Below are 11,850 nucleotides of genomic sequence, written 5' to 3' on the forward strand. Positions count from 1 at the left end.
ATTTTGTGTGAATTTGCGATTTGTTTATTTTAAATAACACTTTGTAGAAGAGACTAAAAAGAGGCAAGATGGAAGAATAGGCTGTCCCATTATTGGACAGCCCACTTCAATTATTCCTGTTCTTCTAGTTCAGCTACTGGAATAAACCAAGCTCGATAGCCATACGTTTTCGCCCAAATAATCTGTTGAGTACGAGGGTCTTTACGCCAAGCACGGAAAATTCCCATTGACTGGTGTTTTTCAGACCAAACTAATTTTTGGTTCGTCATTGAAATAACCTCCTTTGCAATTTTACTTGCAAAGGACTAAGAATTAATGCTATTATTACGAGGAACCCTGCGAAAAGTTCAGTAATAATTAGTTATTAATTCACTACATTTATTTAAGTAGGTCCTTTGCAGGATCTATTTTTTTTATTCTTATACATCCATAAAACCTCCTTATTTATTACTCAGTACACGTTCAATTCTTACTCGAGCCATCGCTTTTGAAACTTTATATCGTTCTGCTATTTCTCCAGCAGTTATTCCAGGAGTTATAGCTTCTTCAGGTACAAGTAAATTCCCTGCGAATTCATCCGCTTGCCATTCTGGATCCATATAGGCAGGGCGCTTAGATTGTCCTTTATCACGATTTAGACTTAGTCTTTCGTGTGTATGGAGAAAGTAATGACCCAATTCATGAGCAGCGGTAAACATGTGAATACCAACTTCTTGGCCTTCAGTAATTCCATCATATACTCGATCTTCTAAAATAATTTCTCTAGTCAGAGGATATGTTTTTGCATATGCTCCTCCCAATTCGCCTTCATCAACAACTTGTAAATTAAAATTTTTATCTATACGTGGTAAGATTAACTCGTAAAATTTAATCATTGGAAAGGCATCTTGTACACCTAACCCCAGAATCTTTCTAAGTGCTTCTGCTACACGTCGAATGTCCACCTTCGACATCGGGTCAGCTGAGAGATTGGTCATGAGCATCACTCCTTATGTTTCAGAATATTGAATATTTTCTGCTTATCATCACTATCAAGATCTGCATAATGACGAGCTAAAGCAAAAAGTACATCCATATCCTCTTGGCTTTGATTTTCTAATGAAATTTCAACACTTTGTTGTGCCTCGTAAAATGAATCTTCTAACTTCTCAAATTGTTCAGTAGATAAATTATATAATTCTCCTATATCGTTTATCCATGAACGAGGAACATTTCTTTTCCCATTTTCAACAGCTGATAAATGAGATACTGTAACACCTAAATTCTTTGCCATATCTTTCATAAGTTCACCATGTTCTATTCGCAACTTACGCAATTCTTTACCAAATGAAGTTAGCACAGTCGTTCCTCCTCCTCGCTAAATTATTAGTACATTTATAATATACACAATGATGATAACCTAGTCAACATTTTTGATGAATGAATAATCTATTTATGATATACATATATCAAATTATTTTTTGTGCTGCTCTATTTGTAATAATAGATTGATAAAATTTATGAGGTACATAAAGAAGGGCAAGCCATTGAAGCTGTACGATAGGTAACACTTATAGATCGCAAAATGGATCATCGGGGCATCTACATACCTAGTGTAGGTGCCTGTTATGTTACCAAATAAAAAAAGATTGAAGTGGTTAGCCCCAATCTAAATAACTTACACATTCCTATACACACGCTCGCCTAGTTTTTAATTAGCCCCACTCAGCCCCAATTCAAAGCTATTACATGCATTATCTTGCAATTATTATTGATACTAGATTACAGTTAAACTGTTGATACATAAGGGTTTCTAGCATGTTGATGTTCTGCCTTGCATCCCGGAAATAATAGAAATAGTATAGCATAATGTGGTTGGGGAATCCTGTCGTAGCAATGCTTTCCAAAACATTATTTATTGCTGCAATAGCGATGATTCTTACGGAACTATCCTTCATCTACCTAGACATTGTTATGAATAGCAACTATTATAAATAGGAGAAAAAGGGGGGTTTGTATGGGGAACAAACGATATTCACCTGATTTTAAATTAGAGCTTGTAAAACAATATCGCCTCGGCACCGCTGTCAGTAAATTATCAAGCGAATATGGTATATCTGAAGTAACAATATATAAATGGATAAAGTTATATACACCTGTTGATAGCGTCACCGATATAACTAAGGCAGAAGTATTAACAGTACAAAAAGAAAACGAACGATTAAAACAAGAGGTCGATATTTTAAAAAAGGCTATTACCATATTCGCAGCCAATTAGATGATACAGATGTAATTGATTATATAGAACGGGAAAGTAAAAAACATGCTGTTAAAGTACTCTGTGAGCTATTAGACTTGCCCAAAAGTACTTACTACAGTGGGTTGCAAAAAAAGCAACAGTCATCAAGAAAGTCGGCATCGGAAGAGTTATTAGAGGAAATTGAACAAATTTTTGTTGAAGATGGGCAACTTTATAATGGTGCACAGCTATATGAAATATTGAAAATGCGAGGCTTTCAAGGGAGTTTGCGGAAGGTCCAGCGCGTATTAAAAAAGGCGAGGGAAGCACAGCTAGAAGAAGTTCCAGAACCGATAGTAAATGTAGGCTTTGAAACGACAAAAGCTAACGAAAAGTGGGTAATTAATATAAGTTACGTACCAACTTGGCATCAAGGTTGGACTTATATGGCGTCTATTATAGATGTCCATACAAAGAAAATAACAGGCTTCAGCTTCGATCAATTAGTAAGTGAAGACTTAATGGTAATGGCTATAAAGAAAGCATATGACCAGTTTCCAATGCCATCAGTACTATATACAAGCCTACAACCAGCGTTTATTGAACATTGTAAAGAAGCTTGTAAGGAAAAAGAGCTGTTATTACCACCAATTGTTTTTAAAGAGTATTTATATGATGATGAATGTTTACAAGCGATTGTACCATTTTTAACAGGTTCGGAAAATCGACTTCGTCGAGGACATGCTTCCATAAGATAAATGAGAATAATTTGAATCCGAGAGCCTTCTTAAATGGTATATAGGCTGACATTTAAGAAGGCTCGTTTGTCTCTAAAAATTATAAAAATTAACTTATGGATGTCCAAATAATTTATGTTTTCTGAATAATTAATTATATTTGAAGTAGTATATTAAGTCTACAAATCTATTGAGGTTAAAAATACTACACTGATTTACCTTGAATGTGCAGTAAAATAAATTTACTAGATAGAAGGATTAAAGATGCCACTTAGATGGAAACGAGAAAATACTATATTCGATAGTTTATACGAAGCAGATGTATGGGCCGATTCAATAGGAAATGAAATATATGCAAGACTGTATGATGGTTATGATACACCAGATTATAAAATAGCTTATTCCTTAGCTTTTAGACTTGCTCAGATAAATGAATTCAGAGTTCTTACAGAAATCACAATAGATAATGGTAAGAGATATAAAGTATGGGTGAAATATACTGATTAGAGTCATGCTTCAATGGGTAAATTAGAATAATTGGAAGTAGAGAGCCTTCTTAAATGGTGTGTATTATAGCATTTAAGAAGGCTCGTTTGCCTCTAAAATTATAAAAATTAACTTATAAGTGTCCTGAATATTGACGTTTTTATAAAAATTATTTATATTTAATGTGTGTTGGAGTTTTGTAAGCCCAATCATATCCAAATTGTTTTTTGAAAGGAGAAATTCTAAAATGAAAGCTCTAGTATATGCAGGTCCAGGTAAAAAAGAATTACGTGAAGTTGAAAAACCACGTGTAGTGAAAGATAGTGATGCAGTGGTGCGTCTAGTAAAAACAACAATTTGCGGTACGGATTTACATATCTTAGGTGGTGATGTGCCCGCCGTTAAAGAGGGAACGATTTTAGGACATGAAGGTATTGGTATTGTAGAAGAGGTAGGCGCAGGTGTATCAAACTTCAAAGTAGGAGATAAGGTAATTATTTCATGCGTGACGTCTTGTGGTAAATGTCACTATTGTAAAAAATCATTATATGCACACTGTGAAGATGGTGGCTGGATTTTAGGTCACTTAATCAATGGTACACAAGCAGAATACGTACACATACCTCATGCGGACAACTCTTTATATCACGTTCCTCAAGGGATTTCTGATGATGCTGCTGTTATGATTTCTGATATTTTACCAACAGGCTTTGAAGTTGGTGTATTAAGCGGACAAGTTTCACCTGGTGATGTAGTAGCTATCGTAGGTGCAGGTCCAATTGGAATGTCTGCACTATTAACTTCGCAATTTTATTCCCCTTCAAAAATTATCATGATTGATCTCGATGATAATCGTTTAGAAGAATCCAAGAAATTTGGTGCTACAGAGACAATCAATTCACGTGATGCTCAAGCTACAATTGATAAAATCTTTGAGCTTACGGATGGTCGTGGTGTAGACGTAGCAATTGAAGCTGTAGGTTACCCTGCAACATTCGATATTTGTCAACGTATATTATCTCCTGGAGGTCATTTAGCGAATGTGGGGGTACATGGTAAACCTGTCGAACTACAATTACAAGATTTATGGATTCGTAATGTGACAATTACAACAGGATTAGTATCAACAAATACTACACCATTATTATTAAAAACTTTAGAAACTGGAAAGATTAAGCCGGAAGTATTAGTAACACATCAATTCAAATTTGACGATATGATTGAAGCATATGAAACATTTGCTAATGCTGCGAAAGAGCATGCATTAAAAATCATTATAGATTTTCAATAAATAGCGTAAAAAGCTCTTAAAGCGGGTAAAACCTTTTAAGAGCTTTTTGTATATCTTGCACAATACTGATAAAGGTAATGTGTAAAGCTCGGTATTAGCGATAACCGAATCATTATATAGACAAAAGTAATAGTAAGCTTACTGAATTTGAATTTGTAAGGGTTTTCATAGGTCTTTCTCTATAAAAGAGATATAGTAGTAAAACAATTTTTACGAATATTACAAGTAAAAGCATTTAAGCTTACACGATTGTAATGAAATTGAAAGCCAATACGATAGAGTGTAATACATTATTTTGCGAGAATGTGTATAGAAGCAAGAACAAGAAGCGGAGGAATACACAATGAATGAAAAATTAGAAGGCGTATATGAGGAATACAATCGTTATATATACCATTTATGTTTGAAACTTACTCGTAATAATGTAGAAGCAGAAGATCTGATGCAAGAAGTTTGGGTCAAAGTCGTACGCTACGAAGATAGCGTTGCCGAAGTAGAACATATTAAAGCTTGGCTAACAACAATTACAATGAACACATTTAGAGATCGCTATCGAAAAAAAGTACGACGCAGTAAGTACATGATGAACCAACCTGAAACATTAGACGTACCGATTTTAGATTTGGTTCCCAATAATGAAATTTCAACAGAAGAAAAAATTGAAAAAGAGATTGTGACAAAACTGGTACAGGATAAAATGGGACAGCTAGATGCAATCTATAGAAAAACTTTATGGTATTTCTACATAGACCAATATTCACTTGCTGAAATTTCTACTATTATGAAGGTTTCTATTGGTACGGTGAAATCTCGTTTATTCCGTGCGAAAGCGCGCTTAAAAGAAATGCTTATGGCTGATGTGTCAATCGTCGAGGCTGTGCTACCAGCGTAATAAAAACATTGGTCGCACTATCTTAACTACTTAGACGGAAGTATTCGTTCGGCCAATCCAAATAAGGATGCATTGCAAACAATAATTTGCGATGCATCCTTATTCGTGTTTCTACATAAAGCTGAAAATTTAATCTTGACGATTAGTATCGACAGTTAGTAAACACTTGGCAAAAATATCACGTAATGTTTGCACTTCTTCTGCGGACAGCATGCCAAACATATTGTTAATAATTTCACTAACTTGTTGACGTGATTCTTCAAGGATATCTTCACCCTCGGTCGTAATAACTAATTGTGAGGCTCTGCGATCGGTAGCGTGCTGTGTTTTTTCGATAAAACCAGCATTAATCAGTTTGGTCGTTAAAACCGTGACGCCACCGGTTGTAACCTTTAAGCGCTCAGCTATAGCAGAAGGGCGCTTTGGTCCCTCCTGCGATAAGTAGTCTAAAATTAAAATATGGGATTTTGAAAAGCCGAGTACATTATGATTATTCCACTCGTTTGCCCATTTACGCTCGATAGAAGAGACGACTTCAAATAATGAGGTAATGGCTTGTTGTTTTTCTTGATCCATATATGGTCATCTCCAAAACATTTTTAACTTTCTTGAGCCAATCTTGTCATCGCGTTTAACTCGTAAGCACGTACTTTACGCGGAATAAAACGACGGATGTCCATCTCATTGTACCCAACTTGGATACGTTTTTCATCTATAAGGATAGGGCTACGTAACATTCTTGGGTGCGCCTGAATAATCGCGTATAGCTCTTGAATAGAAAGCTGATCAATATCAATATTAAGATTTTTAAAATCATTTGAGTTTGTGGCAATAATTTCATCAGTACCATCTTCTGTCATGCTTAAAATTTCTTTAAATTCAGCAAGTGTAAGAGGATGTGATGTAATACGTTTTTCTTTATATTCAATGTTGTGTTCTTTTAACCATTTTAATGCTTTTCTGGATGAAGAGCAGCTCGCTTGTGAGTAAATTGTAACTGTCATTCTTCATTCCCCGCTTTCTTTGTTAGATTATATTTTATGAATAGCTTATCAGTAAGTTAAATAGGTTATACATATATCTTACTAGTAAGCTATATATAAATCAATAGTTATTTAAAAAACATTTAAGAGAATATGATATTTTTTAATCTATACTAAATATACGCTGGAAAGAGGGAAAAGTTTCATTAAATAAGCTTACAATGATGTAAGTTTAGAGGAAGTGCCAGTCACCCACACAATTGTGTGGGTGACTGGCACTATTTATTAGTATTTAGCTTTGTTGACCAGATGTGAACCAGTCTTGTACATTCCATACTTTCGTTACTAAACCTTCATAAAAATCAGGTTCATGGCTAACGAGTACGATTGTGCCTTTAAATTCTTTCATAGCACGTTTTAATTCTTCTTTTGCATCGACATCTAAGTGGTTTGTCGGTTCGTCAAATAGTAACCAGTTGGCTTCTTCCATCATGAGCTTACATAAACGAACTTTCGCTTGCTCACCACCAGATAAAGAATTAAGAGGGCGAGTGATGTGATCTGTTTTTAATCCAGCACGTGCTAATGCGGCGCGTACTTGTGCCTGCTCCATGGATGGGAAGGCGTTCCAGACATCGTCAATTGGTGTAATTTTATCTGCCTTTACTTCTTGTTCAAAGTAAGAAGGTGCTAAATAATCCCCACGAATAACTGTACCACTTAGCGGATTGATTTTACCGAGCATCGTTTTCAATAATGTAGATTTACCAACACCATTCATACCGACTAAGGCAATTTTCTCACCGCGTTCAATCATGAAGGAAAGTGGTGGTAGTAAGGGCTTGTCTTTATCGTAACCGATGACTAAATTTTCAGCTTCGACTACATAACGGCTTGGTGTACGAGCTTCTTTGAAACCAAATTCAGGTTTTACTGCTGTTTCAGGACGGTCAATACGTTCTAGACGATCAAGCTGCTTCGCGCGAGATTTAGCACGACCCGTTGTAGAGTAACGCGCTTTATTTTTTGCGATAAAGTCTTCTTGTTTTTTGATGAATTCCTGTTGTTTTTCATATGCATCAATATGTTGACGTTTATTGATTTCAGCTAGCTCTAAAAACTTCTCGTACGTAGCTGTATAGCGAGTCAGTTTTGAAAACTCTAATTGGAAAATCACATCTACTGTCTCATTCATAAATTCCGTATCATGGGAAATTAATAAGAAGGCATGTGGATAGTTTTTTAAATAGATTTTTAACCATGTAATATGCTCTTCGTCTAAATAGTTTGTTGGCTCATCGAGTAATAATACCTTTGGCTTTTCTAATAAAAGCTTTGCCAGTAATACTTTCGTGCGTTGACCACCAGAAAGGGCAGCTACATCACGTTCAAGTCCAATCGCATCCAAACCTAAACCACGTGCAACCTCTTCGATTTTCATATCGAGTGAATAAAAATCACCAGCATCAAGTGCATCTTGAACATCTGCCATTTGCTCGAGTAAATCTTCTAATTCTTCAGGTGTCGCTTCAGCCATTTTACCTGTAATTTCGTTTAGCTCTTCTTCTTTTTTATATAGAGGAAGGAAGGCATCACGCAATACATCGCGCATAGTACGTCCAGCAGTCAGCACAGTATGTTGGTCTAAATAGCCATAATGTGTACCAGGTAGCCATTCAACCTTTCCGGCATCGTGAATTGTTTGCCCTGTAATAATTCCCATTAGAGTAGACTTTCCAACTCCGTTAGCGCCGACAAGACCAATATGATCACCTTCGACTAAACGGAAAGAAACATCTTTAAAAAGTGTGCGGTCACCAAATGAATGACCTAAGTTTTCAACTGTTAATATTGCCATATAGGTTGTTCCTCCATAATTTCGATTACGTCTTGTGTAGAAAGATTCACTGTGCAACTGTTCATACATAATACAGTTGCAAGATGCGAAATATTAAAGCTCTGCTAGTAGTTTGTTTAATTCAGCTAGCTTTGTTTCCATGTTAGCTAGGCGTTGCTCTGCTTTAGCGACTTGGTCGTTATGGCCTGTAGATTCAAGTTTTTCAATGTCGCCTTGTAAATTCATATAATCCATTTTTAATTCTTTAATTTGATATTCAATCTCGCTTTTTGTTGGCATCGTATGTCGCTCCTTTATCGTTTCATTTGTATTACCAATGCGTGTAAAAGCGATGGAGGTTTTATCATCCCCCACCGCTTAATTGTTAAAATCAATCGGGTACTGATGCTTTAAACTCCCTTGAAAATTCTAGCCTACATTCAACTAGAAGCAAGGGGAAAAGAAGTGAAAAATTCTAATATATTGTATCATATTCACCTTCAAAGAATCACTAAGTTGAAGCGATATTATGTCGATCATAAGCGAAATCGAGTAATAATGATTCCAATGTTTGGTTATTGCTTGCGAGATTCAGCTGTCGCTGTTTTTTTACAGCCCGCTCACTACGAGCTTCATGCAATAAAAACTCCATCACCGCATTTTGTATTTGTGATTGTTTCATCTTACGGCCGAGACCAAGGTGAATAAAGCCATTATGCTCACGAGGAAAAGCATGTAATAGCTCGTTCTCCGTTTGTGCAAGTGTAATACAAGGCACACCGTAAGAAGCAATTTTATAAGGTGTATAGTTCGCATTGCAAATAATGACATCGGCTTTGGGCAATAATTTGAGAAGTGCGTCTTTATCACGCAATATGGCAGTATTACGACGACTAAGTACCATCATTTGCAAGTCATCCGTCGCATGGCGATAGCTATCATCTATCATGACTGTAATTTGTAGTGGGATTTGTAGCTGGGTTAAGTGGCGAAGAGTTCGATACGTTAAGTTATGCTCGTCCCCATCCTCAAAAGCAACAACAATATGAGGCGGGTTTTCAGGGACTTTAACATCAGGTAATGATTCAGAATGTTGATAGGCTGCTGGTAATGCAAAGGCGAAACTGCCACCAATATAATGAGATGGAAAATAATCTTTTACTTCTTGATAGAGTGCGAGTAACACACAATCGCAGGCTTGGCCACCATCACCAAAATCATCAAAATGAATTATCGTTTTACAGAATGGTCGTAAACTTTCCACTTGCCAGCTTTCGGAGTTGCGACCGTCCCTGACAATTAAATCAGGCTGTATGGCTTTGATTTGCTTAGGTAATTCGTCAAAAAGATCGAATAGTATTGGTGAAAGATTGTGATTCATTAAAATTTGAATCCCATCATTAGAAGGGGTTTTGACGAATATGAAAACGTCCTCTTGCACAAGCAACTTAGCCAAAGTTGCAACCCGTTCAAAAGGATACAGCCCTTTATCAATACAGCTTTCAATTATGAAAACAATCGATTTTTTCGGTTTTATTGTTTGTGTTTCGTTTTGCAAATGTATCCCATCCTTTCATCTGTCTATTTAAATTATGGTGAAAAATGGGCAAGTATGTGTAAAAATTAACATTAGATAAATAAAGTATGCAGTGAAACTTCAAAAATGGCGTTTGTCGTACCGATGAATAATAGAGAGGATAAGCAAATGTTCTTATTCCTAATATACATATCTAGTAATTGTCTATGTTAAGGCAGATAGGAGGAATATGAAATTGGGTATGCGTTCGGCAATTGTCGTGGGAGCCACTGGATTAACGGGAAGCTCGCTCATAGAACAGTTATGTGAAAATGATGAATACGTTTCGGTAATCGTTATTGCACGAAGAAAGCTTCACTATGAACACCCGAAGTTAGAGGTCAAGATTCGTAACTTCGACACACTAGAAGAAAAAGATATTGAATTTGCGCATGAGCTATATTGTTGTTTAGGTACAACGATCAAAAAGGCAGGCTCACGTGAAGAATTTGAAAAAGTGGATTTTGAATATCCACTAGCTATTGCTTCATTAGCAAAAAAACAAGGGATTCCACATTTGCTTGTTATAACGGCAATGGGTGCGAATGAACGGTCAAAAATTTACTACAATCGGGTAAAGGGTAAGCTGGAGCAGGCTTTAATAGAGCTTGGTATGCAACGCTTATCCATTATTCGTCCATCGCTGTTAGTAGGGCATCGAGATGAATTTCGTTTTGGCGAAAAGGCGGGCGAAAAGGTGTTAAAACTTGCTAAACCTTTGCTAGTAGGACCATTAAAACGTATGCGCTCTATCAATGCTTCGCAGGTGGCAAAAGCGATGATTGTTATTGCATTACATGGCAAGAAGCAACCAGTGACCATCTATCCTTCCCAACAATTAGCTACAATGAATTTTCCAAAAGTGGCTCATGAAGAATTTACGCGTGAGGAGCTATTTAATTGGCAAAAGCGAAAAGGTGCAGATGTAACTGAAGCGGATAAGGTAAATCGAGAGGTCATCATTAATCGAGATAAATTTAAAGTAGAGGAAAGCGTAGTAGACAAAGAGGTGACATTTCATCGCGAGAATGAAAAATAGGTTCCTTTCATATCATTCCGCCTAAAGACTGAATTTCATGTTTTGACTGCTACAATTCTTTCCGTGACTCTATTCATTTGTTACAATATTATTGTAGAAGATGAATGTGGAGGCAAAATGAATATGAAAATTTTACTCGTTGATGGCACAATGTTTGGGCGTAAAACTGGTGCTATTTTAGAGCAAGTAGAGCATTATATTAAAGAATTCGATGCTAGTTTCGACTTAGAAATTATGCATTTTAGTGAATATAAGCATCAAATTGTCGATGGTTCACCATTAAATGATGATATGAAAAAAATGATTCAAAAATTTGAAGAAGCGGATGCGTATATTATTGCTACGCCAATTTTCCAAGCTTCAATTCCAGGTGTGTTAAAAAATGCATTTGATTTCTTACATCCGAAAACGATGCGTTATAAGCCTGTTTCTATCGTAGCGAATGGTGGCACATATCAGCACCATTTAGTAGTTGAAAATCAACTAAAACCAATTTTAGACTACTTCCGTGCGCTTGTAACACCAAACTATGTCTATACACATACATCACATTTTGATGCAGACAATAAAATTGTAGACGAGGATGTTCATAATCGTTTACGTGAAATGGCTCGCGTTTTTGTTCAGTACTGCGAAATGAGTAAAACATTACCGAAAGAAACAATAGACCAACATTAAACAAAGGCAAGTACTGTTCCTAAACAGCTATGACGAGCAAGAGTTACACTGATGCGTAATTTTGCAATATTATAAAGTCCCTTGTACAGTGGAAGGAAATCACTGTGCAGGGG

At 36.2% G+C, this 11,850-nt stretch carries 15 protein-coding genes; 7 read left to right on the forward strand and 8 right to left on the reverse strand.

Going from position 1 to position 11,850, the window contains the following annotated elements; all coding sequences use genetic code 11:
* Positions 1 to 110: 110 nt before the first annotated feature.
* From MHH88_RS02265 to MHH88_RS02275, 3 genes are all read right to left on the reverse strand, one after another.
* Positions 111 to 269 carry a hypothetical protein gene (locus MHH88_RS02265; RefSeq protein ID WP_016995199.1) on the reverse strand — a complete coding sequence of 53 codons (159 nt, stop codon included), beginning with the start codon at positions 267 to 269 and terminating at the stop codon, positions 111 to 113.
* A 171-nt stretch (positions 270 to 440) separates the two neighbouring features.
* Positions 441 to 977, reverse strand: a complete 537-nt coding sequence (locus MHH88_RS02270) for an ImmA/IrrE family metallo-endopeptidase (RefSeq protein WP_016995200.1) — start codon at positions 975 to 977, stop codon at positions 441 to 443.
* Between the two features lie 5 nt (positions 978 to 982).
* A complete protein-coding gene (locus tag MHH88_RS02275; RefSeq protein WP_225340654.1) occupies positions 983 to 1,339 on the reverse strand; it encodes a helix-turn-helix transcriptional regulator in 357 nt (118 codons plus the stop codon).
* Between the two features lie 657 nt (positions 1,340 to 1,996).
* On the opposite strand from MHH88_RS02275, the gene MHH88_RS02280 reads away from it, so the two are divergent.
* From MHH88_RS02280 to MHH88_RS02300, 5 genes are all read left to right on the forward strand, one after another.
* On the forward strand, positions 1,997 to 2,257 hold the full coding sequence (locus MHH88_RS02280; RefSeq protein WP_339261353.1) for a transposase: 261 nt from the start codon (positions 1,997 to 1,999) through the stop codon (positions 2,255 to 2,257).
* 77 nt (positions 2,258 to 2,334) lie between these two features.
* The gene (locus MHH88_RS02285; protein ID WP_339261355.1) at positions 2,335 to 2,976 is read left to right on the forward strand and encodes a hypothetical protein; all 642 of its coding nucleotides are present in this window, start codon (positions 2,335 to 2,337) and stop codon (positions 2,974 to 2,976) included.
* 243 nt (positions 2,977 to 3,219) lie between these two features.
* Complete coding sequence (locus tag MHH88_RS02290; protein ID WP_339261356.1) at positions 3,220 to 3,462, forward strand: hypothetical protein; 243 nt, start codon at positions 3,220 to 3,222, stop codon at positions 3,460 to 3,462.
* Between the two features lie 226 nt (positions 3,463 to 3,688).
* On the forward strand, positions 3,689 to 4,732 hold the full coding sequence (locus MHH88_RS02295) for a zinc-dependent alcohol dehydrogenase family protein (protein ID WP_069512916.1): 1,044 nt from the start codon (positions 3,689 to 3,691) through the stop codon (positions 4,730 to 4,732).
* Between the two features lie 343 nt (positions 4,733 to 5,075).
* Complete coding sequence (locus MHH88_RS02300) at positions 5,076 to 5,624, forward strand: RNA polymerase sigma factor (RefSeq protein WP_024362778.1); 549 nt, start codon at positions 5,076 to 5,078, stop codon at positions 5,622 to 5,624.
* 129 nt (positions 5,625 to 5,753) lie between these two features.
* Here MHH88_RS02300 and MHH88_RS02305 read toward each other — a convergent pair whose 3' ends face one another.
* The 5 genes from MHH88_RS02305 to MHH88_RS02325 all read right to left on the reverse strand — a co-directional run bounded on the left by MHH88_RS02305 (position 5,754) and on the right by MHH88_RS02325 (position 10,002).
* Positions 5,754 to 6,200, reverse strand: coding sequence for a MarR family transcriptional regulator (locus MHH88_RS02305; protein WP_024362779.1), 447 nt, complete (start codon positions 6,198 to 6,200; stop codon positions 5,754 to 5,756).
* A 23-nt stretch (positions 6,201 to 6,223) separates the two neighbouring features.
* Complete coding sequence (spx, locus tag MHH88_RS02310) at positions 6,224 to 6,628, reverse strand: transcriptional regulator Spx (RefSeq protein WP_024362780.1); 405 nt, start codon at positions 6,626 to 6,628, stop codon at positions 6,224 to 6,226.
* A gap of 271 nt (positions 6,629 to 6,899) precedes the next feature.
* The gene (locus MHH88_RS02315) at positions 6,900 to 8,465 is read right to left on the reverse strand and encodes an ABC-F family ATP-binding cassette domain-containing protein (RefSeq protein WP_069512915.1); all 1,566 of its coding nucleotides are present in this window, start codon (positions 8,463 to 8,465) and stop codon (positions 6,900 to 6,902) included.
* 93 nt (positions 8,466 to 8,558) lie between these two features.
* Positions 8,559 to 8,744: an SE1832 family protein gene (locus MHH88_RS02320; RefSeq protein ID WP_069512914.1), complete on the reverse strand. Its 186-nt coding sequence runs from the start codon at positions 8,742 to 8,744 to the stop codon at positions 8,559 to 8,561.
* A gap of 211 nt (positions 8,745 to 8,955) precedes the next feature.
* Positions 8,956 to 10,002: a CMP-N-acetylneuraminic acid synthetase gene (locus tag MHH88_RS02325; RefSeq protein WP_069512913.1), complete on the reverse strand. Its 1,047-nt coding sequence runs from the start codon at positions 10,000 to 10,002 to the stop codon at positions 8,956 to 8,958.
* A 208-nt stretch (positions 10,003 to 10,210) separates the two neighbouring features.
* Here MHH88_RS02325 and MHH88_RS02330 point away from each other — a divergent pair, with 208 nt between their 5' ends.
* Both MHH88_RS02330 and MHH88_RS02335 read left to right on the forward strand, forming a co-directional pair.
* Positions 10,211 to 11,059: an NAD(P)H-binding protein gene (locus MHH88_RS02330; RefSeq protein WP_339261360.1), complete on the forward strand. Its 849-nt coding sequence runs from the start codon at positions 10,211 to 10,213 to the stop codon at positions 11,057 to 11,059.
* 123 nt (positions 11,060 to 11,182) lie between these two features.
* Positions 11,183 to 11,737: an NADPH-dependent FMN reductase gene (locus tag MHH88_RS02335; RefSeq protein WP_339262975.1), complete on the forward strand. Its 555-nt coding sequence runs from the start codon at positions 11,183 to 11,185 to the stop codon at positions 11,735 to 11,737.
* Positions 11,738 to 11,850: the final 113 nt, after the last annotated feature.

It is taken from the genome of Lysinibacillus sp. FSL K6-3209, assembly GCF_037976175.1.
Lineage (GTDB): Bacteria > Bacillota > Bacilli > Bacillales_A > Planococcaceae > Lysinibacillus > Lysinibacillus sphaericus_D.